Annotated in this window: 16 protein-coding genes; 10 read left to right on the top strand and 6 right to left on the bottom strand. The window is 68.4% G+C overall.

Annotated elements, in window-relative coordinates; translation table 11 throughout:
- Window positions 1-166 precede the first annotated feature (166 nt).
- From WMF39_RS45580 to WMF39_RS45610, 7 genes are all read left to right on the top strand, one after another.
- Window positions 167-1,642, top strand: coding sequence for an MBOAT family O-acyltransferase (locus WMF39_RS45580; protein WP_437742684.1), 1,476 nt, complete (start codon window positions 167-169; stop codon window positions 1,640-1,642).
- Window positions 1,643-1,932: 290 nt separating this feature from the next.
- Window positions 1,933-2,274, top strand: a complete 342-nt coding sequence (locus WMF39_RS45585; protein ID WP_437742685.1) for a hypothetical protein — start codon at window positions 1,933-1,935, stop codon at window positions 2,272-2,274.
- 145 nt (window positions 2,275-2,419) lie between these two features.
- Window positions 2,420-2,827 (top strand): hypothetical protein, encoded by a 408-nt coding sequence (locus tag WMF39_RS45590; protein ID WP_437742686.1) that lies wholly within the window; start codon window positions 2,420-2,422, stop codon window positions 2,825-2,827.
- A gap of 19 nt (window positions 2,828-2,846) precedes the next feature.
- Window positions 2,847-3,533, top strand: a complete 687-nt coding sequence (locus WMF39_RS45595) for a hypothetical protein (RefSeq protein ID WP_437742687.1) — start codon at window positions 2,847-2,849, stop codon at window positions 3,531-3,533.
- A gap of 233 nt (window positions 3,534-3,766) precedes the next feature.
- Complete coding sequence (locus WMF39_RS45600) at window positions 3,767-4,879, top strand: tryptophan 2,3-dioxygenase family protein (protein WP_437748119.1); 1,113 nt, start codon at window positions 3,767-3,769, stop codon at window positions 4,877-4,879.
- Window positions 4,876-6,921, top strand: coding sequence for a DCC1-like thiol-disulfide oxidoreductase family protein (locus WMF39_RS45605; RefSeq protein ID WP_437742688.1), 2,046 nt, complete (start codon window positions 4,876-4,878; stop codon window positions 6,919-6,921). Before WMF39_RS45600 ends, WMF39_RS45605 begins: the two co-directional genes overlap by 4 nt.
- Before the next feature lie 9 nt (window positions 6,922-6,930).
- The gene (locus tag WMF39_RS45610) at window positions 6,931-9,108 is read left to right on the top strand and encodes a hypothetical protein (RefSeq protein WP_437742689.1); all 2,178 of its coding nucleotides are present in this window, start codon (window positions 6,931-6,933) and stop codon (window positions 9,106-9,108) included.
- 82 nt (window positions 9,109-9,190) lie between these two features.
- On the opposite strand, the gene WMF39_RS45615 is transcribed toward WMF39_RS45610, so the two are convergent.
- On the bottom strand, window positions 9,191-10,009 hold the full coding sequence (locus tag WMF39_RS45615) for a hypothetical protein (RefSeq protein ID WP_437748120.1): 819 nt from the start codon (window positions 10,007-10,009) through the stop codon (window positions 9,191-9,193).
- 1,493 nt (window positions 10,010-11,502) lie between these two features.
- Between WMF39_RS45615 and WMF39_RS45620 the strand changes: the two genes are divergently transcribed.
- Window positions 11,503-12,015 (top strand): ClpX C4-type zinc finger protein, encoded by a 513-nt coding sequence (locus tag WMF39_RS45620; protein ID WP_437742690.1) that lies wholly within the window; start codon window positions 11,503-11,505, stop codon window positions 12,013-12,015.
- A 927-nt stretch (window positions 12,016-12,942) separates the two neighbouring features.
- On the opposite strand, the gene WMF39_RS45625 is transcribed toward WMF39_RS45620, so the two are convergent.
- Window positions 12,943-13,839 carry a hypothetical protein gene (locus tag WMF39_RS45625; RefSeq protein WP_437742691.1) on the bottom strand — a complete coding sequence of 299 codons (897 nt, stop codon included), beginning with the start codon at window positions 13,837-13,839 and terminating at the stop codon, window positions 12,943-12,945.
- 393 nt (window positions 13,840-14,232) lie between these two features.
- Here WMF39_RS45625 and WMF39_RS45630 point away from each other — a divergent pair, with 393 nt between their 5' ends.
- Window positions 14,233-15,111, top strand: a complete 879-nt coding sequence (locus WMF39_RS45630; RefSeq protein WP_437742692.1) for a hypothetical protein — start codon at window positions 14,233-14,235, stop codon at window positions 15,109-15,111.
- A gap of 310 nt (window positions 15,112-15,421) precedes the next feature.
- Here WMF39_RS45630 and WMF39_RS45635 read toward each other — a convergent pair whose 3' ends face one another.
- The 4 genes from WMF39_RS45635 to hsdR all read right to left on the bottom strand — a co-directional run bounded on the left by WMF39_RS45635 (window position 15,422) and on the right by hsdR (window position 23,697).
- A complete protein-coding gene (locus WMF39_RS45635; protein WP_437742693.1) occupies window positions 15,422-16,156 on the bottom strand; it encodes a hypothetical protein in 735 nt (244 codons plus the stop codon).
- Window positions 16,157-17,166: 1,010 nt separating this feature from the next.
- Window positions 17,167-18,795 carry a restriction endonuclease subunit S gene (locus tag WMF39_RS45640; protein ID WP_437748121.1) on the bottom strand — a complete coding sequence of 543 codons (1,629 nt, stop codon included), beginning with the start codon at window positions 18,793-18,795 and terminating at the stop codon, window positions 17,167-17,169.
- Window positions 18,796-18,806: 11 nt separating this feature from the next.
- Window positions 18,807-20,231 carry an N-6 DNA methylase gene (locus tag WMF39_RS45645; RefSeq protein WP_437742694.1) on the bottom strand — a complete coding sequence of 475 codons (1,425 nt, stop codon included), beginning with the start codon at window positions 20,229-20,231 and terminating at the stop codon, window positions 18,807-18,809.
- Window positions 20,232-20,256: 25 nt separating this feature from the next.
- Window positions 20,257-23,697 carry a type I restriction-modification system endonuclease gene (hsdR, locus tag WMF39_RS45650; protein ID WP_437742695.1) on the bottom strand — a complete coding sequence of 1,147 codons (3,441 nt, stop codon included), beginning with the start codon at window positions 23,695-23,697 and terminating at the stop codon, window positions 20,257-20,259.
- A 233-nt stretch (window positions 23,698-23,930) separates the two neighbouring features.
- Between hsdR and WMF39_RS45655 the strand changes: the two genes are divergently transcribed.
- Entirely contained in the window at window positions 23,931-25,025 is a 1,095-nt protein-coding gene (locus WMF39_RS45655; RefSeq protein WP_437742696.1) for a PEGA domain-containing protein, read from the top strand.
- Window positions 25,026-25,452 lie beyond the last annotated feature (427 nt).

The following is a 25,452-nucleotide window of genomic DNA, read 5'->3' on the forward strand; positions in this document are numbered from 1 at the left end:
CGCGACCGCGCGGCGCCATCGGGCCGCGCCAGGAGCGCGACCGCGCCGCGCTCCCTGTGGTAGACGGCCCCCCACCGCCCGGGTAGCCCGCTCCTCCTCGACAACGCGCTCGGCCCCGCCGCGCGCCGCGCCCCTCGCCGCAGCCTGACCCGGGGTCCGACCGGCCGTGCTCTTCAATACCCTCCGTTACGCCGAGTTCTTCGCCGCCGTCTTCGTCGGATCGTGGGCGCTCGTGCGGTACGCCGGCGCCTGGCCGCGCCTCGTGTTCCTGCTGCTCGTGAGCTACGGGTTCTACGCGGCCTGGGACTGGCGCTACCTGCCGCTCATCTTCGCCTCGTCCACGGTCGACTTCCTGCTCGCCCGCGCGATCGCCCGCGAGGAGCGGCCCCGGGCGCGGCGCGCGATGCTCATCGCCACCGTGGCGCTGAACCTCGGGTTCCTGGGGTTCTTCAAGTACTGGAACTTCGCGCTCGAGAACGCCGCGGCGCTCCGCGCCCTGCTCACGGGCGAGCCGGCGAGCGTGGGCCACGCGTTCCGGGTGCTCCTGCCGCCGGTCGGCATCTCGTTCTTCACGTTCGAGTCGATGAGCTACGTCGTCGACGTGTACCGGGGCGAGCTCCCGCCCCACAAGAGCTACCTCCGCTACCTGCTCTTCGTCGCCTTCTTCCCCCACCTCGTCGCCGGGCCGATCGTTCGCCCGCGGGACCTGCTCCCGCAGTTCGAGCGCGCCCCGAGCCTCACCCTCGAGGAGGGCGGGGAGGGCCTGTTCCTCGTCGCGATCGGCCTCGTGAAGAAGGTCGTCCTCTCCGACCAGCTCGCGCTCAACCTCGTCGACCGCGTGTTCGAGCGCCCGGAGAACTACTCGGCCCTGGAGGTCCTCGCGGGCGTCTACGGCTACGCCGCGCAGATCTACTGCGATTTCTCCGGCTACACCGACATCGCGATCGGCTCGGCGCTCCTGCTCGGCGTGCGGTTCCCGAAGAACTTCGACGCGCCGTACAAGGCGCACAACCTCGCCGATTTCTGGCGCCGCTGGCACATCTCGCTCTCCACCTGGCTCCGCGACTACCTGTACATCCCGCTCGGCGGCAACCGCGGCTCCGAGCTGGCGACGTACCGCAACCTGATGATCACGATGCTGCTCGGCGGCCTCTGGCACGGGGCATCGTGGAACTTCGTCTTCTGGGGCTTCCTCCACGGCCTCGGCCTCGCCGTGACGCGCGCCTTCCAGCGCGCGGTCCAGCGCCGGCGACCGGCCGGCGAGGGCGAGCGCGGTGGCGCGACCGCGAGCTCGCCCCTCTCCCGCGTTCCCCTCCGCGCGCTGTGTGTGCTGCTGACGTTCCACTACGTCTGCTTCGCGTGGATCTTCTTCCGCGTGCCGACGTTCTCGCAGGCCGTGCTCATCCTGCGGCAGATCGGCACGCTGACGACCTTCCACCCGAACCTCCCGCCCGTGCTGGTCGCGCTGCTCGGGGTCGCGCTCCTGTCCCATTACGTGCCGGAGCGCCTCTACGAGCGCGCCCGCGGCGCCTTCATCGCGGCGCCCGCGCCGGTGCAGGGCGCGCTGCTGTTCCTGGTGGCGATCGGGCTCCACGAGGCGGCGAGCGCGGCCGCGGTGCCGTTCGTGTACTTCCAGTTCTGAGAGCGGCGGTCACCCGCTTCGGATACGGGCCCATCTCGGCGTTTTCGGTGCTCAGCGCACTGGAGTGCGCTTCCGCGCCGAAAACGCCGATCTGGACCCGTCTCCTGTGCGGGTGACCGCCGCTCTGCGGCGCGTGTGCAGAGCGTGCGCGACGGGGCGGAGGGAGCGGGCGGGCCAGGCCGCGCGAGAGGCGGAGGGCGCCGGGATCAAGGGCGAACGCGGTGTGCTCGCCGGCCCGCCGCGGTTCATTTCTCGGGATTTCGAGCCGAACGGTGCATTACGCTCCCGCCGTGCGCCCGCCCCGTCTCGCCGCCCTCGCCCCCCTCGCCGTCCTCCTCGCCGGCGCGCTCTCGCCGGCGTGCAGCGTGTCCAACGTGCCGTCGAACGCGATGCCGATGATCCGGGCGCGTGCCACCTCCGACCTCGATTGCGCCGACAAGGACGTCCGCATCGAGGAGCAGCTCGGCGGTCATTTCAAGGCTGTCGGCTGCGGTCGCAAGGCGTACTACCGGGCCGCCTGCGAGGCGCTCCGGTGCGTGGTGAGCGGCGAGGGCGAGGCGATGGTCCCGTGGCGAGACCGCCCGGATCCGGCCGAGGTCGATCGGCAGCGGGACCGGCTGCCGTTCGAGTAGGCCGGGGCCCCGGCGCTTGCCACCGGCGGACCGCGGCTTTTCGGGCCTTTTTCGGGCACGCGCGGCCGGGCCTGAGGTAGCCTGCGCCGTCCCGGGGATCTGCCGCGGGTTCGGCCATGGCCTACATCACCACCGAGAGCTGTACGTGACGGACACGGAGCAGGCCGACACCGACGCCCGGCCCGAGCCGGATCCGAGCTCGCCGCCGGACGCGCAGGCCGACGCCGAGCCGCGGCGCCCGCCGAAGAAGCGCGGGAAGCGGCGCGACGAGAAGGCGGCGCCGCCCCCCGGCAACGACGCGCCGGCGCGCCCTCGCGATCCCGAGATCGAGCGCCTCGAGCAGGCGTTCGAGCGCGGCGACTACGCGCTGGTCCGCGCGGAGGCGGGGCGGCTCGCGAAGGAGGCCGAGCGCGACGAGCTCCGCCGCGCGGCGCGGGCGCTGCTGCGCCGGATCGACCCCGACCCGCTGGCCGTCGTCCTGCTCGTCGCGGCCATGGCGCTGCTCGCGTTCCTCGCGCTCTGGTACTGGTCCCACGGCCACGCGGCCCCGTGATCCCCGAGGAGGCAGCGCGGTGAACGCCGAGCCCGGACGTCCCTCACGCCGCCCCCCGGCGCGCTGGCTCGCCGCGCTCGCGCTCGCGCTGATCGCCTGCGGTGGCGCCCCGAGCCCGGGTCGGCCCGCGGCGTGGGACGCGGCGCCCGACGGGCAGCGGGGCGCCGCCTCGGGCACGCGGGCCGAGCGCTACTTCCCGCTCGTCGACGGGCACATCTACCACTACGCGACCATGAGCGAGGGCGGCGAGCAGGGCCTCCTCGTCGCGCGCGTGCACCGCGCGGACGCGCGCCGCGGCGAGCTCCGGTTCCCCTCGGGCGTGAAGCGCTTCGAGTTCACCGGCGAGGGCGTGATCCGCGGCGACACGGGCGTCTTCGTGCTCAAGGAGCCGATCGCGCCCGGGACCACGTGGACCGGCGAGCACGGCGGCCGCGCGCGGATCACCGCGGTCGACGTGGCGATCGAGGTGCCCGCGGGGCGGTTCACGGGGTGCGTGCAGACCGTGGAGGAGCGCCTCGGCGACAGGCCCGCTCGCTACGTGTCGACGTTCTGCCCGGACGTCGGCGTGGTCGTGATCGAGGCCGCGGGCGGGGCGAGCCACGAGCGGGCCGAGCTCAAGAGCTACGCGCCGCCCGTCGACATGGGCCCCGACGGCGTGCGGCGCGCCCCGGCCGATCCGCCTCCCGGCGCCGCGAGCGCGCCCTGAGCGCGCCGCGCGCGCTCCGCGGTGGAGGCCGCCCGCGCGCGCCCCGCCTCGCCGCGCGCGCTCGCCCGGCGGCGCATCCCGCTGCTTTTTGCGCAGACGCGCAATCCGTGCGACCCGTGCCAGGCCCTTCCGTTTCCTGGGGGGCGGGAAGTAGACTCCCGGCGCCGCTCGTGGCGCGGGCGCACCGCTTGCTGCGAACACGCCGCACGAACGCCGCTGGCGGCGCCTCTCGAATCACCAAGGACATGAATTACTGGGATTACATCCACGTCGAGGAGCTGCTCGCCCTCCAGGGTGGATTCGACGACGACGAGCAGAAGGTCGGCAACGACGAGGCCCTGTTCATCGTCGTCCACCAGATCTACGAGCTCTGGTTCAAGCTCATCCTCCGGGAGCTCACCTCGGCGCGCGAGCTCTTCCGCCAGAACCCCGTGCCCGATCAGAAGCTCGCCTCCGCGGCGCGCTCGTTCCGGCGGGTCGTCACCATCTTCGAGCAGGCGATCGAGCACTTCCGGGTCATGGAGACGCTCACGACCCGCGATTATCTCGATTTCCGCGATCGCCTCATCCCTGCGAGCGGCTTCCAGTCGGCGCAGCTGCGCGAGATCGAGCTCCTGCTGGGCCTCGACGACGCGCTCCGGATCCCGCTCGGCCGGGAGGGCAGCTACAAGGAGGCGCTCAAGACCGCGGACGGCGCGCCCTCGGCGGCCACGCGCCGCGTGGAGGCGAGGCTCGCGAGCGGGCCGAGCCTCAAGCACTTCCTGGACGAGTGGCTCTCGCGGACGCCGATCGACGGATCGAGCGAGCCGGAAGGCGTCGTGAGCTTCCTGCGCAGCTACACGCGCTCGATGCGCCAGGAGAACGAGCGCCGCGTCCAGATGGCGATCGACAAGGCGCTCACCCCGCCGGACGTCGAGCGGCTCCGCGCGCGCTACGAGGCGGAGAGCGCGGCCGCCGAGGCGTTCCTGCTCGCCGAGGACGATCCGGCGGCCGACGCGGCCACGCGCGAGAAGCGCCGGGCGGTCCGCGCGGCGATCGTCTTCATCGAGAGCTACCGCGAGCTGCCCCGGCTCGCGTGGCCGCGCGAGGTGCTCGACCGCATCCTGGAGATGGAGCAGGCCATGCTCATCTGGCGGCAGCGCCACGCGCGGATGGTCGAGCGGGTGATCGGCCGGCGCACCGGCACGGGCGGCTCCGCGGGCGTCGATTACCTCGACCAGACCGCGCTGCGCTACCGCGTCTTCGGCGATCTCTGGACGGTGCGCTCCCTGCTCTTGCGTAAGCCGAGCGTCCCTGAGCTCGAGCACGCATCGGATTACGGATTCCGTGTCGAGGACTCTCCGTGAAATCACTTCGCGATCACTTCTTGCGTCTTGATGCCCGTTCGCTCGGGTTGTTTCGCATCACCTTCGGGCTGGTCCTTATCGCCGACCTCTTCGGGCGGTGGCGATGGGTGCGGGACTTCTACTCGAACGAGGGCGTCCTCCCGAACCACAACCACCTCTTCAACCTCCGGGGCAAACAGCAGGTCTTCAGCCTGTTCCACGCCATCTCGACGGAGGGAGAGGCCCACTTCGCCTTCTCGCTGGCGCTCGTCGTCTACGCCCTGTTCCTCATCGGCCACCGGACGCGCGTCTTCCATGTGCTCTCGCTGCTCGTGCTGGTGAGCCTGACGTCGAGGAACGTCCTGCTGGAGAACGCCGGCAACTACGCGGCGATCGCGATCCTCGCGCTCACGGCGTTCCTGCCGTGCGGGAGCCGCTTCTCGCTCGACAGCCTCCGCGCCTCGCTCGCCCTGCGGGACGAGAAGCGCGACACGGAGCTGAACGACAGGTCGAGGGCCTCGGAGGCCGAGATCGCGGCCGAGCGCCTGCCCGGGTGGTCGCCGACGTCGCTCGCCGCGCTGGCCGTGCTGCTGCAGCTCGCCCTCATCTACCTCTGTACGGCGCTCCAGCAGCGCGGCGAGGCGTGGCGCGACGGGACGGCGTTCTACTATGCGCTCCACGCCGAGCGCCTGGCGAGCGACGCGGGCGTCTGGCTCCGCGACGTCCTGCCGCTCGGCACGCTGCGCGGGCTCACGTTCGGCACGTGGGCCATGCAGCTCGCGATCCCGGCGCTGCTCTTCGTCCCGGCGCTCTTCCGCTGGACGCGCGGGGTCGCGGCCGCGCTGATGGTCCTGCACGGGCTGATCCTCGGGGTCTTCTTCGATCTCGGGCTGTTCGGCTGGGCGCTCGCCGCCGCGGCGCCGCTCGTGCTGCCCGGCGAGCTCTGGGACGTGTACGAGCGCTCCTGGAGCGAGGGGCGCGCGCGCACGCTCGTGTACGACGCGGATTGCGGCGTTTGCCTCCTCCTGGCGCGCCTTGTCAAGCGGCTCGATCTGCGCGAGCACCTGACGTTCCAGGGCAATGTGACGCTCGACGAGCTCTACGTCCGCAACCAGACGGGGGCCGAGGAGCGCGTGCCGATGCCGAAGGAGGTCACGCCGGATCTCGTGGAGCGGACGGCGCTCGCGATCGACCGGAAGGGGCGCGTGTACATGCGGGGCGCCGCGGTGACCGAGGGGCTCCTGGCGTTGCCGCTCGGCTGGCTCGCCTGGCCGCTCAAGCTGCCGGGCATCTCGCACCTCCTGAACGCGCTCTACGACGTGGTCGCGGCCCGCCGGCACCGCATCAGCGAGCTCCTGGGGCGGCAGGCGTGCGGGATGCCGCTGCCCGACGAGGGCGAAGCGGACGGCGGCGACGCGGGCCCCGCTCCGGACGTCCCTGCGCCGGCGGTGCGGACGGCGCGGCTCGCGCTGGGGTCGCTGCGGGAGGCGGCGGTGCTCGTGGTGCTCGCCGCGGTGCTGGCGCAGACGGCGAAGGAGAACCCGCTGCCCGGCGCGGCGGCCGTCCCGCAGGGGGCGGTGCTCGCGGGCGTGGCGTCGTGGCCGCGCATGCTGGCGAGGTGGAACGTGATGGCGCCCGAGCCGCCGCGGGACAACGCGCTGATGGTGATCGACGGCCAGACGCGCGCGTCGGAGCCGATCGATCCGCTGACCGGGGAGGAGCCGCGGCTCCAGCCTGCGGGGCATTCCGGGGCGCGGCTCGGCCAGCTCTGGTCCGATTACCTCGATCGCATCCGGCGGCCGGAGTGGTCCGATTACCAGCGCGCCTTCCGCGACTACCTCGCGAAGGGCGGGCCCCAGGCGTCCGGAAAAGGGCGCGAGGCGTCGCTGTCGGGCTTCGATGCGTACTGGGTCTCGGCGTCGATCCCCGCGCCGGGCGAGCCCGCGCCGAGCAGCTTCGAGCGGGACAAGCTGTTCTCGCACTCGCGGGGTGGCACGGGAAAGCTGGGCGAGGGGGGCCTACCCCTCGTGCCGACCCTCCGCCGGCACGGCAAGCCGAACTGAGGCGCTCGGATGGGTCGGCCTGACGAGGACCCGAGCGCCGCGGAACCCGACGCGGCGCTCGGAAGTGGCGCGGGCGCGCCGCCCGGTGAGGGCGCGTCGACAGGGGATGTTCCGCCCGGCGAGGGCGAGCCGCGGGAGAGCGCGCCGCGCGGTGAGGGCGCGCCGCGAGCGCCCGAGGGCGGGGCTCCGAGGCGTCCGGCCGAGGGGCGCCTCCGGCGCGTGGGGCGATGGATCAAGGAGCATTACTGCACCATCGACGTCCGCACGCTCGGCCTGTTCAGGCTGGTGCTCGGCTTCCTCCTCTCGGCCGACTGCGTGCGCCACTGGGCCGAGGCGAGCTGGATCTACAGCAACGAAGGGGTGCTCACCAACCACTATCACCTCTTCCACCCGAGCAGCGGATACAACTTCAGCCTGTATCACGCGTTCTCGTCGACGGGAGAGGTCCACGTCGCGTTCGCGCTCTCGCTCTTCTGCTTTCTCTGCTTCTTCGTCGGATGGAACACGCGGCTGTTCTCGATCCTGGCGTTCGTGCTCGTGGCGAGCAGGGACAACCGGATCGTCATGATCGAGAACGGCGGCTATGTCGTCGTGAACATCATCACCTGCTGGGCCATGTTCATGCCGACCGGCAGGCGCTTCTCCGTCGACGCGCTGATTCGCTCGTACCGTGAGCGGCGGGAGCGGACGGCCGCCGATCTCGCGGATCGGAGGCGTCCCGAGTGGGCCGAGCGGCCGTACGTCTCGGGGATCGTGCTCCTCGCGATCCTGAACCTGGCGACCATCTATTATTTCAACGTCGTCAACAAGTCGGGCCAGATCTGGCGTCGCGGCGAGACGGTGCACTACGTCTTGCACCTCGATCGCATGGTGACCGGGATCGCCGTCCTCGCGCGGGAGCTCATCCCTTTCTGGGCGATGAAGGGGCTCACCTGGGGCGTGCTGGTGCTCGAGGCGCTGCTCATCACGTGGATCCTCTCGCCCTATGGCCGCCGCTTCACGCGGGCGCTCGCGATGGGGGGGATGTGGGCCCTGCACGGCTCGTTCGGGGTGATGATGCGCCTCGGCCCGTTCTCGTGGTTCATGATCGCCTGGTCGTTCCTGCTGCCGACGGCGCAGCACTGGGACGCGCTCGAGCGCTGGTACCGCCGCCGCGCGGCGCCCCGGGTCGTCGTCTATGACGGCGATTCGCCGATCGCGTTCGCGCTCATGCGCTTCCTTGTCCGGCTCGACGCGCTGGAGCTGCTCCGGTTCGAGGAGGCGCGCGCTGTCCCGGCGGACGGCGCGGAGGCGGCCGGGGGAGGGGAGCTCCGGCCGGAGCTCTTCGAGGTGCGCGACGCGACCGACCTGGCGGATGGGCGGGTGTTCCGCGGCGCGGCGGCGCTGCGCGAGATCGTGCAGGCGCTCCCTGGAGGTCGCTTTGCCTGGCCGTTCGTCTGGGCGCTGGCCCTCGGCGCGCCGGGCGCGCTGCTCGGGGTCGTCTCGAGGCGGCGCGACGGGATCGCGCGGTATTTCGGGCTGGATCGGGCGCCGCGCGGGCGGGGGGCGGGCGTGGTGGAGAGCCCGTCGCCGCTCGCGGAGCGCTTCGCCCGCGGAAGGACGATCGCGCGGGAGGCGCTGGTCGCGTACCTAGGGCTCTGCGCGGTGAGCCAGGCCATCAACGAGAACAAGAGCGTTCCGGCGTTCCTCAAGCACACTCAGCCGAAGTTCGTGCAGGCGACGATCGTGTATCCGCGCATCCTCCAGGGGTGGGGGATGTTCGCGCCGAACCCGATCACGGACGACGGGTCGATCAGCGTGGACGCGATCACGGTCGACGGCCGGCATGTGGATCCGTTCACGGGGCTCCCGCCGGATCTGAACCTCTCCGACGCGCGGGGGCTGGGGCTCGGGCAGATCCAGCAGGACTATTTCAACCGGATCCGGCTCGATCGGAACAAGGCATTTCGCAAGCCGGGCCTCCAGGACTACCTGCTCAGGTACCATGAGCGGACCGGGCGGCCGGAGGACGAGATCGTGGCGTTCGACGTGTACTGGGTGCGAGATCAGTGCCCGAAGCCGGGGGAGAGCGCGCCGTACAAGAACGAGGCGATCCCGATCATGTCGTACCGGAAGCCGGGGTATCGTCCGCGTCCGGGGCTGCCGGCGCTGCCGCCGCCGCTCAAGGAGGCGAGCGCGGAGAAGTAGGAGGGGTGCAGGGGACACCCCGCATCGCCGTCTGGCGACAGGGGCAGCGCGCTCGGCTGCTCCTGGGGCCCGGGGCGTCGGTTCAGGAGCCGGTCGTGGCGAGGAGCTCCTGGGCGTCGCTGATCACGGCGGCGCGGCGGATCCAGCGATCCAGCTCGTCGATGTCGGTGCTCGCGAGGACGCGTTCCCGCACCTCGGCGGGGACCTCCAGCCCGCGGGCCTCGAGGATGGCGAGCACGTCGTGCGCTTTGGCTTCGACGATTCCCTCCTGCCGACCTTTCGCTACGTAGCCGCGCGCGAATTCGCTCTGAAACTGGTAACCGCTCTTCATCATCGCCTCCAACTTCCGCCTCGCCGCTGCGTTCAGCGAGGATAGCACCAGGTCCCCGTAGACGGCTCGGCGCTCCTCATCGAGCTCGTCCGCCGCCCCCGAGAAAAAGGCCAAGCCGATCGCCTCCGCCACCTCGCTCTGTCCGTGCGCCATGGCCGAGAGCACGGCCACCTCGGGCGCCGCCTTCGCCTGCTCGGCGTCGGTGACGACCGGAACGCCTTGGGGCCCGAGCACCAGCGGCGTCAGCGTCCAGCCAGGGTGGCCAGTGTCGATCGGCCGCGCGCTCCAGCGCGCCATCACCGCGTCGATGGTCACGACCAGCAGCCCGGTCGGGCAGCGGTGCCGGGCGCGCGTCTGGGTGACGTACACCGGCCATACGTAGGGCTTGTCCGGGTCCACGCCGAGCTGGACCTCGACCACGATGGCCATCGCGGGCCGCTGCTGCTCGCCGACCAGCAGCACGACGACGACATCCGCCCGGCGATCGGAGGGCACGATCTCGGTGAAATCGGAGGACTCGGCGCGCGCCGCTTGCGGCCGCTCCTCTGCGGCTCGGTCTCCGCGGCCAATGCGCTCGACTTGCTGGGGCGCCGCCTTCGCACGCCGCCGTCACCGGCCGTGCGCTCCTCGGGCGTCGCTTCGGGGCCCCTCGGTCCGGTCTCGCCGCCGTTGCCGGCGCCCTGCCGTCGCTCTCGCATCGCACGGCAAGCCTATGTCCCTGACCGGCTCGACGTCAGGATGGGCTCTACCGAACGGATAGTGCGCCGGGATAAACCGGCAGGAAGATGAGGATGAAAGAGCCTTACGTTGAAGGAGTAGCGACCCACAACGGCCCCGAGTCATGCGCCTGCACCCGCAAGGGGGCCCGCGAAGCGTTGACAGGGGTACGCAAGGGCAGGGTATTGAGCCGCGAAATCAGGCAGTCCCGGGCGCCGACGCAAAACGCACTCCGGACGCAGAGCCGGATCGAAGGTGCGCCCAGTGCGCTCGACCGTATACGCCAGAGGGCACGACAGGACAGGAAAGCAAGATTCACGGCGCTCTTCCACCACCTCACCGTGGATCGGCTTCGGGATGCCTACCTCTCGCTGAAGAAGAGGTCCGCGCCAGGAGTCGCTGGACTGAAAGCGAGCAGGGATCCTCCCAGGGGGCGACGGTGTTGCCCCTGCTGGCGAATGTCTACTTGCACTACGTCTTCGACCTGTGGATCCAGCGCAGGTGGTGCGCGGATACTTTGCGTACCACGCCGTGCCGACGAACATCCATACGCTGTCGTCGTTCCGTACGCAGATCGTCCGTATGTGGCACCGCGCCCTGCGGCGTCGGGGCCAACGTGACCGGACGGACTGGGGGCGGATGAAGGAGCTTGAACAGCGGTGGATCCCTCCGGCCCGCGTGCTGCATCCCTGGCCTGACGAGCGCTTTGACGTCCGAACCCGAGGCAGGAGCCCAGTGCGGCAATTCCGCTCGCTGGGATCCGTGCGGGGGGCGGTCCGAGCTCGACGGGGCGAAGGGCCGTCCCTACCGCGACCGAGCTGGCCGAGTCAGCTCCGGCGCTCTTCCTGAGCTCGCTGACGTGCGCCTCCCGATGCTCGACTACGTCCCGAACCCAATCGCTGAAACCGCTCGCTCGCGTGACAGTCAACTGCGTGTACGAGGAAACAATGCCGTGCATGGATCCGTGCCATGGGAACAAAAGGATTTCTGCTGACACGCTGGTGTCTTGCGCTCGGATTCCTGGGCACAATGGGAATACATACAGAGTCGATGGCCGAGACGGCGAGCCCAGCTACCAATTACGTTGACGCGGTTGGTGTTGGCAATTACAATTTTCAGACGAGCGCAGCGATCGCGGAAGGGCCGTACTCCCTCGACGAGAACGAGACAAGCAACGAGCCTATATCGCCGGAATGGACGAAGAAGCAATGCTACACGGCATGGAAGCACAACATGAAGCTGTGTAACGCGTCTCCACCAAACCTCCGACTCGCGTGCTGGGCGGCTGCTTCAGCACTGCTCACCGCATGCCTCAAAAAGGCGCAGTAGTTCAGGATGTCCGTAACATGACGCTCGATGACGAGATCACGGCGGTTAAAGACCTGGTTCAGTTCGCGCGAAGTGCAGCGGCCGAGCATCTTGAACGCGCGACAAAGGATCTGCATCTTGGACGCAAGGCACTGAGTCGCTACCAGGATTTCTTGAGCGTCACTATTGACAATGCGGATTCAGCGCTGAAACACTGTAGGGAGGCGGTGTCAAGTCCGGCCGCTTTGGCTCAAGCGTCCACGACCATCGCGCAAGGCCTCCTTGCAGTAACACGCGAGTCCATCAGATTGATGTATACGGCAATGGCCGTCATCGAAGAACTTGCCGGAACCGGACGCCACCTCAACGCACGTCAAGGCGAGATCGCGCACGTAACAGAAACTGCGGTACCCAGGTCATGCTCGTTCTGCGGAAAGGCCGATACAGAATCGAAGCTTGTAGCCGGGCCAGAAGCCAACATCTGCGCCTCCTGTACTCGCCTGGCTTGTGAAGTGCTAGGAATAGAGCTGTCCGCGAGCGAGACCGAGTAGATCGATCTCGTGGGCTCGCACGACCCGCCCCTGCGCGTCCGCTGGGAGCGGAACGCCGAGGTGCTCTCGTGACAGTTGACGGATGCGGCCCATCGGCGTGGTGATGAATCAGATGGACTTTGCCCGCTGACGATCGCCAGGCGCGATGAGCGCTCCCGGTCGCGGCCATCATGGTCGGCCCCTCCGGCAGCCGGGGCTGCCAGATGCCTTTTACTGCGCCCACTGCCAGGAGTAGGAGTACGGCCGCCGGTAGTGCGGCACCGGGAATTGCTTGCTACCCTCGAGAACGCGCTAGAGCTTGGCTTCGGCGGTTTGCAGGGGATTTCCTCTCTGGAACAGTCGGGGCGGCGGGCGGGGATGCGGCGGTGCGGCGGCGGCCGGCGCCGTTGGTGGTCTTGACGTTCTGCTCGCGCGCAGCACGGAGGCGCTCAAGGAGCACGGAGGCGGGCTCGTCGTGCGGGTCCTGGTGGTTACAGTCATGATTGACTTGCGTGACGTGCCGGGCTCCTGCGGTCGGTCCACAGGAGCCGAGCAGCGTCCTCCCACTCATGAATTCCGGGTGGCTCCGCGAGGTCATTACGCCGTGTGATCCGCGTGTGCAGCGACGGTCAGAGCACGGGGCTGCACGAGAGGGGGTGCTCCGTGTTTCGTGCGCAGCTGGCCCTCCGAGTCAGCTCCGGGATCGATTCCCGGCGCCTCCACCCGGACGACATGGCGAGAGCCGTGGATTTTCGTTCCGAAAACCGAGGCGACTCCGAACCTGTCGTACCGGAAGCCCGGGTACCGTCATGTCCGGGGCCGCCGGCGTTACCGCTGGCGCCGAAGGAGCCGAGCGCGGAGAAGCAGCCTGGCGCATGGGCCACCTGCCGTCGCCTTCAGGCGACAGGAGCAGCGCGCTCGTCTGCTCCTGAAGCCCGAGGCGTCGGTTCAGGAGCCGGTCGTGGCGAGGAGCTCCCTGGCGTCGCTGATCACGGCGGCGCGGCGGATCCAGCGATCCAGCTCGTCGAGGTCGGTGCTCGCGAGGACGCGTTCCCGGACCTCGGCGGGGACCTCTAGCCCGCGGGCCTCGAGGAAGGCGAGCACGTCGTGCGCCTTGGCTTCGAGGATTCCCTCCTTCCGGCCTTCCTGTCGGCCCTTTGCTACGTAGCTGCGCGCGAACTCGCTCTGAAATTCATAACCGCTCTTCATCATCGCCTCCAACTTCCGCCTCGCCGCTGCGTTCAGCGAGGATAGCACCCGATCCCCGTAGACGGCCCGGCGCTCCTCATCGAGCCCGGCCGCCGCCGCGAAGAATGCCTCGCCGATCGCCTCCGCCGCCTCGCTTTGTCCGTGCGCCATCGCGGAGAGCACGGCGACCTCGGGCGCCGCCTTCGCCTGCTCGACGTCGGTGACGACCGGGACGCGCTGGGGCCCGAGCACCAGCGGCGTCAGCGTCCAGCCAGGGTGGCCGGTGTCGATCGGCCGCGCGCTCCACCGCGCTATCGCCGCGCCGATCGTCACGACCAGCAGCCGGGTTGGGCAGCGGTGCCGGGCGCGCGTCTGGGTGACGTACACCGGCCAGACGTAGGGCTTGTCCGGGTCCACGCCGAGCTGGACCTCGACCACGATGGCCATCGCGGGCTGCTGCTGCTCGCCGACCAGCAGCACAACGACGACGTCCGCGCGGCGATCGGAGGGCACGAGCTCGGTGAAATCGGAGGACTCGACGCGCGCCTCCGTGAAGGTCGGGACCGGATGGCCGAGCGCGTCGTGCAGCATCTCGGCGGCCAGCGTCGGCCGGTTCTTGAACAGCTCCACCAGGGCTTCATGGGTCACTGAGGGCATCGGGGCGTCTCTAGAGTGGTTGCGGTCATGCTGGATTGCGCGGCGCGCCAGGCTCGTGCCGTGGGGCCCGCAGGGGCCGAGCTGCGCTCTCCCACTCATGAATTCCGGGGAGCTCCTCGGATTCGTCACGGCGTGTGGCCAGCGCGTGCCCCGCGGCGGTCAGGGCACGGGGCGGCTGCACGTGGGGGCCCTCGGATACACGAGCGGAATCAGGCCGTTGCCGCCGGTGCTCAGGGAGGCGAGCGCGGAGCGGTTGGCTGGCGCATGGGCCACCGCCGTGGAGGGGGAGTGGTGGCCGCCACCCGCCATGGCGCCGCCACCCCTGAGTCGGCACTGTCACCGAGCTTTCTCGTCGTTTCGTGCCGGCATGGGGGGTGCTCAAGGTCGAACATCATGCCGACGCTCGAGCACAACGCCCTCGTCGAGATGTTCCGTGAGCACCCGGAGCTCGCGCCCCACTTGCTCGCGACGCTCTTCCACGTCGAGGTGCCGCCGCACGCCTCGGTCGCGGTGGTCGAGTCGTCGCTCGAGCAGCTCATCCCGGTGGAGTTCCGCGCTGACCTCGTGCTCGAGCTTCGAGAGACGAGCGGCACGCTCGTTCTGGCGATCGTCGTCGAGGTCCAGCGCGACGTGGACCCGGACAAGAAGTTCTCGTGGCCGACGTACGTGACGGTCGTACGCGCCAGGAAGCGCTGCGGCACGGTCGTCCTCGTGGTCGCACCGGACGCCGGCGTGGCCGCCTGGGCGGCGGAGACCATCGATCTCGGCCTGGGCCGCGGCAACGTCGAGCCGCTGGTGCTCGGTCCGGCCGTCGTCCCCGAGATCACCGACCCTGACGAGGCCGGGAAGGAGGCGGAGCTCGCCGTGCTCTCGGCGGTGGCGCACGGCAACGGGCCGAACGGGCTCACCGTGGTCCGGGCGGCGCTCGTTGCCCTTGGCCGGCTCGACCAGGAGCACGCCATGGTCTACTTTCAGGTCATCTGGAGCGGGTTGCGTGAGCCCATGCGGCGGGCTCTGGAGGCGTTGGTGATGGAACGGCAGATCGAAGGCGAGACGACTTTTCCGTTCGTGCGGGAGCTCATGGATCGCAGCAAGCTCGAGGGCAAGCTCGAAGGCAAGAGGGACACCCTGCTTCGGTTGCTCGCGCGGGCCGGGATCGTGCTCAGCGAGAGCGAGAGAGAGCGCGTCCAGGCATGCACGGACATGGCGACCCTCGACCGCTGGATCGATAACGTCCTTGGGGCGACGACGGCCATCGAAGTGCTCTCGTGACGGTTGGCCGATGCCGCCCGCCAGGCTGGCGATGAATCAGATGGGCTTTGCCCGCTGACCATCGCCAGGTCGATGGGCGCGCCCGGTCGCGGTCATGATGGCCGGCCCCTCTTGCAGCCGAGGCTGCATAAGGCATCTCACTGCGCCCGGGGCCAGGAGTGGGAGCACGGCCGCCGGTGTGCAGTGTCGGTGATCATCGCGTCCCGCGTCGGGCCGGTGAAGATCGCGGCCACGTGTTCGCTGGTGTTCACCGTTCACCGCTGGCGCCTGCGCCGATCTGGGCCGCGCTGGCCGGAGCCGCTGCTACCCCTCACAGCCGAGCGAGCCGTCCGTCTTCGAGCAATATCCAGGGGGATGAAGGTGCATACGCCTCGGTCCCGGCGATGGGCAGGCTTGGCGCATCCGTGAGCTGTTCGAGCCCCTCGTCGCGGAGTCGGATGCCACGTTCGGTGAGGCGGTAGACGAACGACTTCATCACCTCGCCAGGATTCGGGCCAGGCGCGCGCTCCACGAATGCGCTCGAATCGTGCCTCGCCCATTGGGACAGACGAGCTTCCAGGAACAGGTCGCCTGTACAGGTAATAATTCCTCGCAAGTCCAGTCCCGATTGCGACTTGTCGCAGAACACGGACACGTCAGTTTTGTAATCCTTTCCCGAGAGGATGGTCAGGATGAGCTCGTCGAATCGGCTGAGGCGCAGGGCGCCTTCCGTGGTCCTTCTCGGAAAGAAGCATGACAGAAGCTCCCACAAGGGGGCAAGCTCCGGGAACCCTTCGACACCAGCCATGCAGCTCTCGACGAAGGCCAAGGGATCCTCATCGGCGTAGCTTTCCCAGAGGCGAACGGCACGATCGTAGCGTTCCACTGGCCAAGGGCGCGACTCGACGAGACGATCCAGAAGAGCCTTGTCCAGATGGTCGGCCACCGAGGCGGAGCAGTTGAACCGCGGAACGATCGGCGGCTCTGGAGGACTTGTTCTTGTGCCGTACACAAACTCGAACTCGGCGACAATGATGTCACTGCATGCGATACCAATGTGCCTCAACCAGCTACAGGTCCTCCATAGGTTCACTCGTTCGTGGAGGCTCACTGATACCCACAAGACGACGGGCAGCTCCCAGCGAACATCCGTAGAGTAGAGCCGATCCCACTTTTCGCCAGAATCATCCCTATCGGAGTGGGCCTCAGAGAGGGACAACCACGTCTCGCGGAGCCGGTTATGTTCTGCGGCATCCCGACGGCTCGGTCCGATGACAAGACAGTCTGACGCGCGCACAACGTTGGTAGCACCGAGCTGAACCAGGCGGTCTGCTGTTGGCGGATCAAAGGCGACGTGCGTCGCATCAAGAAGCATAGGGACGTCCGTCATGCTCAATTAAACCCACACTCGTAGCATTCACTGTATTTGTAGGGCCGTTTATCCTGGCAATCTTCGCGGCAGTAATCACAAAGACTCCTGTGGCCAATCGGACGCGTGCACCGCCGCCCCATGTCCCTGCATTTCTCGTACATCTCGGTACATTCGTGAACTGGCGTGCACCCTGCCATTAACGCGGACGAGTCGCTGCCCACGTCTTCGCTTCCACCTTCGTCTTCTTCGCCGTTACTTGGGAAATCTCCCGCCCCTGCGGATTCTGTCGGGTATCCAGCACCCGCGCTTCCCGGCTCCACTGTGTCGCAAGTGTAGGACAAGTCGCATGCCGACACGAGCACCGCTGCGAGCCCGCCGCACGACACGAGCGCGCTCACCTTCTTCAAGCCGTCTCCCATGTTTTCCTCCCTTTCCGGATGCGCGCACCGTTCTCCCACTGGAAGGCGACGTCAACAGGTTGTCTACATCACGACGATGTCCATGCGGTAGTGCGTACGGATCTGGCGCGGTCGGCCGCATTCCGCGCGCGGGCTACTTGCTGGCCATTGCGAAGGCTGAGCGCTCCCGGTCGCGGCGGTGACGGTGAGTCCATTCGGCAGGCGAGGCTACCAGATGCCTCTCACTGCGCCCGCTGCCAGGGGGAGGAGTACGGCCGCCGGTAGTGCGGCACCGGGAACTGCTTGCTACCCTCGAGAACGCGCCGGCGCTTGGCTTCGGCGGCTTGCGTGGGGTTTCCTTCCTGGAACCGTGGGGTCGGATGGGGCTGGGGGCGGGGATGCGGCGGTGCGGCGGTGGCCGGCGCCGTTGGTGGTCTTGCCGTTCTGCTCGCGCTCGGCGCGGAGGCGCTCGAGGAGGACGGAGGCGGGCTCGTCGTTCGGGTCCTGGGGGACGAGCTCGCCGCGGAAGGCTTTCGCGAGGATGGCGCGGTCAATGCCATTCGCAAGCTCGGTCGCTCGCCCCGCAACCTCAGCAAGCGCTCGCGAACGGCTTATTATGGCATCTATGCGCTCGACGCAGCGGTCCTGTTCTGCCACTGGCGCCAGCGGCAGGGCTATGTTGACCATTCTGGTGAGACCTAGATCCTGATTCCCTACGCCATGCGTGAGCACCTGCGACTCGGCATAGCAGGCCGGCGAGTTCAACATGTGCTGCACAAAGAACGGGCGAGCACCGGACACGAGCTTCAGCACCGCAACATGCACCCACACATTGAAGATGCGATCGTAAGTATTAACACGAGCGATTCCGGTAGTGCCACCCTTGGTGTAGAGTATGTCACCGATCTCCGGTAAGCATCGTTCGGCGAGCTCTGCGTGAAGTTTCTCGCTGATGTACTTCACGTTCTTGAAGTCAATACCTTCCGGTCGGATGTTGCCTCCGGACAAGAACGGAACTCCGCTATCCTCGTACTTTGGGCTGTAATGAGGGCCGTCTTTGACGGACCATGCTAACTCGCCCAGAGTCGTCCAGCACCACCCTTCTGGCAGCTCCGGTAACTCGCTCGCATCCGCCGGCTCCGGCTCCTTATACCGCTCCTTCCACCGATCGTCCCCCGGCACCTTCCCCTTCGCCCGCATCTTGGCGAGCTCCGCTTCCTCCCACCGCCGCCGCCGCTCGGCGCGGATCCGCTTGAGCAGCTCCTCGGCCGGCTCCACGTCGGGGTTCTTCTCCCGCCAGTCTGCCGTGAGATCGCCGCGGAAGGCGGCTGCGAGCACGGACTGGCGGAAGCGCTCGAGGAGCGCGGGGATGGCGTCGAGCGCCTCCTTGGCGCGGCGGCTCTTGGTGGTGAGGTCTTCGAGCTTGGCGACGATGCGGCGCTGCTCAGCGGCCGGTGGCAGCAGAACGGGCATATCCAGCAACTGTGCTGTATTGACGCCGTCCCGTGTGGCTCCGTGGTTCACCTCATCAAGGTAATCACGAACGATCGAGGCCCCGCGTACATAGTACATGAATAGCTGCGGCATGTACGTTGCGTCCGCAAGGCGAAGCCTCATGATATGGTAATTAAACAGGCTGCCGTTTAACGCCCTGGGTACAATGCTCGCACGCCCAACGGATGCCATGCGCGAGAACAGGATGTCTCCCTCGCGCAACCTATATCTATCCAGGTCTTTCGCTTTGTCGGGGATTACATAGTTGGCCTTATCAAGGCAGACTCCGGAGTCCGTTAGGCACCCGATCGTCAGGACCGGCGTACCCTTGTTAACAAAGTCCTCGCGTCCCAGGTTGGTACCAAATGGTCCAGTCAGGACTGGCTGTTCGTCTGGTCGCGCGAGATCTGCTACTCGCGCGGTACACCAACCGGCGGGCATGTCATCGCCAATCACGTTTCCACTCCCAGCGCTGCCCGGAGGTTCTCGAGCTCCTCAGTCGCCAATCGCAGCTTCGCTAGGATCTCCGCCGCGATTTCCTCCGGTTCGGGCAGATCATCCGCCCCATGCACGCTCTCGTCCTTGAGCCACGCGATATCGAGGTTATCCCCCCGCCCCTTGATCTCCTCCCGGGTAAACTTCCGGAACCGCCCCTCCTCCCCCTGGTCCTTCCGCCGGCTCTTCCCGTACGGGTCGCTCCCAAACGCCTTCTCGAACTCCGAGAAGTGCTCCTGCCCGAGCGGCGTCCGCTTTCCAAACGACGGCATGTTCGCCCGCAAGTCATAGACCCACACCGCCTTGGTGTTCCCCTTATCCTTCCGCTCCTCCCCGCGCGTGAAGAACAGTACGTTGGTCTTCACCCCCTGCGCGTAAAAGATTCCCGTCGGCAGTCGCAGGATCGTGTGCAGATCGCACTTGTCCATTAAATCTGCCCGGATCTGCGCCCCGGTGTTCTCCTCGAAGAGCACATTGTCGGGCAGCACCACCGCGGCCCGCCCGCCCGGCTTCAGTCCTCGGTAGATGTGCTGCAAGAACGCGAGCTGCTTGTTCGACGTCGGATACGTGAAGTCCTTGCGCGACGGCAGCCCGCCCCCCTTCTTCGTCCCGAAGGGCGGATTCGTCAGGATCACATCTGCAGGAGCGAGCCGCTCGCCATCGGACGAGAGCGTGTCCCCGCGCAGCAGATTCCCCTCGATGTTGTGCAGCATCAGGTTCATCAGCGCCAGCCGGTGCGCGTCCTCCACCAGCTCGATCCCGTAGAAGGCCTTCTTCTTCTGAAACTCCTGGTCGCGCTGGCTCAGCTCATAGATCTTGTCATCCGCCCTGATGAACCGATCCGCCGCAATCAGAAACCCCGCCGTCCCCGCCGCCGGGTCCTGCACCAGCTCCCCCGCCTTCGGCTGGACCAGCTGCACCATGCAGTCGATGAGCGGCCGCGGCGTGAAGTACTGCCCTGCGCCCGACTTCTTCTCGCTCGCGTTCCGCTCGAGCAGATCCTCGTACATCTTGCCGAGGCCCTCCTCGCGCGCCGAGTACCAGTCGAGTCGCTCGATCTCCTTCACCAGCGTTCCGAGGTTCTTCGGTTGCTTGATCGACGTCTTGGCGTTGACGAAGATCGCCTGCACGCGCCCTGACGCCTCGGTGCCCAGGTGGAGCAGCGTGGCGCGGTAGAAGGTGAGCAGCCCGACACCATCTTTCGCAGCGAGGTCGTCCCAGCGATACCCCTTCGGGAGCTCCCTCTCCGTGCCCGTCTCCTTCGCCATCTTGAGGAAGAGCAGGTACGTCAGCTCGGTGAGGTATTCGTGGTAGGTGATGCCATCGTCCCGCAGGACGTGGCACAGATCCCAGAGCTTGCGGACGATATCGGCGGTCGTCATGGTCGGCGCGCTCTACCTACCATAGTCAGCCCGCCGCCTTCTCCCAGATCGCCTCCTTCAGGTCGCCCAGCACCTGCTCGAGCTGCCCGTCGAAGATCTTGTCGATCCGCTGGAAGCCGCCGTCGGCCTGGAACTGCCCGCGATCGAGCGCCGCCCGGTCCACGACCTCGTCCGCCTTGATCTGCTTGCCGATGCGCTCGAGCCACTTTCGCTGCACGGCCGTCCACGCGCGGCTCTGGCCGATCTTCGCCACCGCCCGGTCCACCCGCTCGCCATAAGGCACGAGCGGATCGCCGAGCGAAGCGCGCCGGATGAAGCCCATGACGGAGGCGGCGATGTCGGCGTTGGTCTTGTACCGCCACGCGGCCCGCAGCCCCGCCTCGCTGTAGCCGGCCCCGTCGAGCGCGAGCTTGAGCTCCCGGAGCTGCTCGCGGGTGAGGTCGCGCGGCCGCTGTGTGACGAGCATCAGCGCGGGGAGCGCGTTGCCGTGGTCGCGAAGATAGGCCGCGAAGCCTTCCAGGTAATCGTCCGGCCGCGCCAGCTTGCCGTGGCCGGGCCCCACCTCGATCACCCAGTCGGGGTGCTCCGAGACGATCAGCGGCCGGCCAGCCTCGATCTTCTTGTCGAGGAACGAGACGAGATACCCGTGCTGGGCGAAGAACTCCACCGCAGCCTCCGGCGTCCCCGCCTTGAGCAAGCGCGCGACCTCGGCCGGCGACATCCCTGCGATGTTCTCGAACCGGGAGAGGCGATCCCCCTTGAGCACCTGCCGCTTGCGCTGGAGCTTGGCGATGAGCTGCTCGAGCACCGCCGCCCGCGCCTCGGCGTCCTTCACCGTCCGGAGCTCGCCCACGAGCGCCTCGAACGAGAAGCTCACGTCGTTCACCACCGGCGTCATCGAGGTGAGCCGCTCGAAGTTCTCGTACAGCGCCACCGCGTCGAAGATGCGGAAGCTCGCCTTATCAATCTGCGGGCACAGGCGCGTGGCCCGGCCGAGCATCTGCTCGTACAGGATGCGGCTCTTGACCTGCCGCAGAAAGACGAGGTTGCAGATCGCCGGGACATCGACGCCGGTGGTCAGGAGATCCACGGTGACCACCACGTTGGGGAGGCGCTCGTTCTTGAAGTGCCGGATGAGCTGGAGCGGGCGATCGACGCTGGGGTGGCCGGTGATCTTGGCCACCGCCCCCTCGTCGATCCTGCCGTATTGAGCGGCGAACGCCGCCTCCAGGAACCTGACGACCAGATCGGCGTGAGCGTCGTTGACGCAGAAGATAAGGGTCTTCCCTGGGAGCGTGGGGTCGATGTGCCTGGCGAGCTCGGCGCACACGACCTCATTGAAGCTCTCGGTGATGACCTTGCTGTTGAATCCGTCGATGTCGATCTTCACCTCGTCCTTGACGTCGACGAGCTCCATGGCGGCGGTGCGCGGGTCGATGCGCCGCATCTTCTCGCCCTTCTTCCAGATCATCCCCTTCCTCGCGAGCTCGGTGACGATGGACACCGGCGGCTCGTGGTCGACGAGGCAACCGTCGATCACCGCCTCCCGGTACGAGTAGAGGAAGACCGGCTTGCCGAAGATCTCCGCGGTGTGCGCCGCGGGCGTGGCCGTGAGGCCGATCTTCACCGCGTCGAAGTGATCGAGGACGCGCCGGTACCTGGAGACGTAGTCGTCGAGGCTGCGGAAGCTCAGCTCGACGTCGCTCATCTCCTGGTCGAGCGTGTACCCGCGATGACATTCGTCGACGACGATGCAGTCGTACTGGTCGACCGGCGGCACGTCGCTCTTGTCGTTGTCGCCCTCCTCTTTCGGCGAGAGGACGCGCTTGACCATGCCCTGAATGGTCGCGACATGCAGCTTGGTGCCCGCGTCGGGCCGCACGTCGTCGAGACCCTTGATGTTGTAGATCTCCGCGAACGTCTGCAGGTTCTCGAGCCGCGCGTCCTTGAGCGCGTCCACCGTCTGCTCCCCGAGCGCGCTCCGGTCGACGAGGAAGAGCACGCGCCGGAATCGCTGGGCCTTGATCAGCCGGTAGACGAGCCCGATGGCGGTGCGCGTCTTCCCTGTCCCCGTGGCCATCGCCACGAGGCACGCCCGTTGCCCGTTCTCGATCGCCGCCTCCACGGCCCGGATGGCGCTGATCTGGTAGTCGCGCAGATCGAGGTAGCCCGTGGGCTCGCTCCCCAGCTTCGCGTGGGCGGCGTCGATGTCCTGCTTGAAGAGCGCGACGAGCCCCTCGGGCGTGTACCAGCCCTGGAGCGGGCGCGCGAGGTGGGCTGGCCGCCGCGCGTCGCGGAACCAGATACCGCTCTTGGTTTCGAGCTGCTTGAGATACGCCCGCCCGTTCGTGGCGAAGAGGAACGGCACTTTGTGCGCCCCACCCCACGGACCACCCGCGAACCTGGCGTCGCCCTCCACCTTGAAGCCGCGGCTATAACGCGTGGTCTGCTGCTTGAGCACGTTGGCCACGTCCACGCTCATCTTCTTGGCCTCGACGACGGCGAACGCCTCGAGCCCGACGAACAGCGCGTAGTCGACAGGGCCAGTCTCCGTCGGCCACTCGGCGATGGCGAGGTTCTTTCCCTTCTGCGGCCTCGTTCCCCGCCTGTAGTGAAGCTGCTCGGAGTCCGCTTCCCATCCGGCGTCGCGGAGCTGCTTGTCGATGAGCCGGCGGGTCGCGGCCTCGTCGAGGTGGATCGCCTGCGCTGCTTCCGCGGCGCGGTCGACAAAGGCTTGAACCTCTGCGGCGGGCGCAGCCGCGGCCTGGGCCTGGAGGGCGGCGAGCTCCGCGGCGAGCTGCGCCTTCTGGCGCTCGAAGGCCTCGACGTCCTTCGACCGCTTCTGCTCGGCCTCGGTGGCGAGCGCTTCCCAGAGCGCCCGGTCCTCGGCCTCCTTCCGGGCGCGCTCCTCGGCCGTGAGGCGCTTCCTTGCCTCCTCCTCGGCGGCGGCTCGGACGGCCTCGATGTCGACCTTGCTCCTGGCCAGCTCTCCGCGCAGCCGCTCGAGCTCGGCGGCGAGCGCGGCGTCTTCCTTCGCGGGATCCGGGGGCGGCACGAAGGGCCCGGGGTCGAACTTCCTGTTGTTCCCGAACGAGCGCTGGAACCAGACGGCGAGCTCGCGCGCCATCTTGAGCTGGTGAAGCGCCTCGTGATGGTCGCCGCGGAGCTCGTGGGTCGCCTTGTTTCCGGCGACGCGCAGATCGTGGAAGAGCTGCCGTGTCGTCGCGTCGAGCGCGCCCCGGTCGCGGAGCCGGCCGATCAGCGTGGCCTGGTTGTCTTCGGGCGACATGTAGAGCCCGAGGCGCGCGGCGGCGCGCTGAGCGAGGATCTCGCCGAACTGCCGCAGCTTCACCAGGCAGGTGTTCGGGTCCTCGGCGAAGTAGCGCTCCGCCTGCGTCCCGAGCACGACGAGGCGCGGGTCGTGGTGGGCGAGAAACGCGAAGTTGGGCGAGGCGGCAGGGGGCATGGGATCGAGCTCGCGCGTGGGTGGGGGGACCGTTCCATGGAACACCAGCCCGGGGTGCCGATGGAAGTGGAACGCCATCGTGCTGGGCGGTCTCGCGTAAGGAGCGGACGTTCAGGTGCGCGCGCGGTCGACGGGCACGTCGAGACGACGTCAAATCGTCGTGAAAACGCATGCAGCGGCGCGGGCGCGCGCCGTTGCCGGGCTGGGGACGTCGTTGATAAGGTGGGCTATCCATGACGCGCTTGCGCTTGCGGTCGGTCCTGTTGCGGTGCTGCCTTCTCGGCGCGTTGATCAGCGCCACGGGGCCCTCGCGCGCGGCGCCGCCGCCCGGGGGCTCGCCGCCGGCGGCCGCGGCGCTGCGCCAGAAGGCCCGGATCTCCTTCTTCTCGAAGCGGTGGGCGGACGCCGAGGCGAGCTTCGAGGCCGCCCTGGCGGCGCCCGACGCCGCCGGGATGACCGAGGTGCAGCAGGCCGAGGTCCTCGGGTATCTCGGGCTCTCCGAGCTGGAGCAGGGCAAGCACCGGGAGGCCGCCGAGCACCTGGGGGAGAGCCTCGAACACGATGCCGCCCTGAAGGAGCCGCTCGTCCGCCGGTTCACGGCCGGGTTCAACAAGGCGCTGGAGCACGTCGGAAGGATCTACGTGGCTGCCGCTCCGCCCGACGCCGAGGTTCTCCTGGACGACGAGCCGATCGGGACGGGAGCCACGGTCCTCGAGCTGTTCGTCGATCCGGGGAAACACACGCTCCGGGCCCGCCTGTCGGGATACGAGGAGCTCTCTCATCGGGTCGAGATCGCCGGCGGGGCGACGATCGGCGCGACGCTGACGCTGTCGCGCGTGGCCCCGGCGCCCCCGCGCACCCCCGAGCCAAGCGCGACGAAGCGCGGCCCGGTCGGACCGGCCGCGGCCCCGGCGCCTGGGCCCTGGGCGTCGTGGCCGGGAACACTGCGGATCGCGGGGATCGCCGTCACGACGGCCGCCATCTCCTCGGGGACTGTCTTCATGCTCCGGGCGAACGTCCTCGATCGAGACATCGACGAGCGCGGCGGCGGCCTCAACCGCGATCCAGCATCGACCTGGGACGCGTGTCGCCAGGTGCCGCAGCCCTCCGCCTGCCCCGAGCTCCACCGCTTGCGCGTCCAGCGCGACACGTCCCGCGTCCTCGGGGCCGCCCTTGTCGCGACGGGGGTCGTCGTTGGCGCTGCGACCGTGGTGTCCTTCTTCGCGGGCTCCTCGTCCCCGCGAGCGAAGGCGGCGCCGGCCGCCCTCCATGTCTTGCCGGTGACGACGGCCCAGCAGATCGGCGTTGTGGCGCTCGGGGCGTGGTGACCCCGCCACCTGTGACGCACCCCCCCCTCGCCAGCCGCCACTCTAGCTCGCTTCCTGCAGATGAGCTCCCTCGCGCTTGACGAGCTCTTCTTATCTCGGTGCGCCCGCCCCTGCTGCGACGAACAGGAGAAGCCCCCGCTCGCGAGGGCGTCGCGCCAGACAGCACTCAGGAACGCCACACTGAGGCTCTTTGCCCCGTGCGCACCGTAAGGCGCACGACGAACCGGAGGCGACGGCAGCGCTCGTGAAACATTCGAGCAATGCGACGAGGCGTAGCGCGTCTGTCATCGTCCGGAGGGGCCCTCTCGAGCACGTGCAGCCTCGAAGCTTGGCATGTCGAGTGCTCGTCGATCGTCCCGCTCCCTGTGTCGATCCGTACGGCGGACGACGAGCAGGGCTTGCGAAAATCGGATCGTGAACCCGGATC

The sequence above is a fragment of the Sorangium sp. So ce1504 genome (assembly GCF_051521635.1).
Classification (GTDB): Bacteria; Myxococcota_A; Polyangia; order Polyangiales; family Polyangiaceae; genus Sorangium; species Sorangium cellulosum_B.

What these genes read in the sequence shown, in the direction of transcription:
- WMF39_RS45620 (WP_437742690.1), top strand. Translation starts at nt 11,503, where the DNA reads ATGACGCTCGATGACGAGATCACGGCGGTTAAAGACCTGGTTCAGTTC.
- WMF39_RS45655 (WP_437742696.1), top strand. Translation starts at nt 23,931, where the DNA reads ATGACGCGCTTGCGCTTGCGGTCGGTCCTGTTGCGGTGCTGCCTTCTC.
- hsdR (WP_437742695.1), bottom strand. Translation starts at nt 23,697, where the DNA reads ATGCCCCCTGCCGCCTCGCCCAACTTCGCGTTTCTCGCCCACCACGAC.
- WMF39_RS45625 (WP_437742691.1), bottom strand. Translation starts at nt 13,839, where the DNA reads ATGCCCTCAGTGACCCATGAAGCCCTGGTGGAGCTGTTCAAGAACCGG.
- WMF39_RS45610 (WP_437742689.1), top strand. Translation starts at nt 6,931, where the DNA reads ATGGGTCGGCCTGACGAGGACCCGAGCGCCGCGGAACCCGACGCGGCG.
- WMF39_RS45640 (WP_437748121.1), bottom strand. Translation starts at nt 18,795, where the DNA reads ATGCCCGCCGGTTGGTGTACCGCGCGAGTAGCAGATCTCGCGCGACCA.
- WMF39_RS45630 (WP_437742692.1), top strand. Translation starts at nt 14,233, where the DNA reads ATGCCGACGCTCGAGCACAACGCCCTCGTCGAGATGTTCCGTGAGCAC.
- WMF39_RS45645 (WP_437742694.1), bottom strand. Translation starts at nt 20,231, where the DNA reads ATGACGACCGCCGATATCGTCCGCAAGCTCTGGGATCTGTGCCACGTC.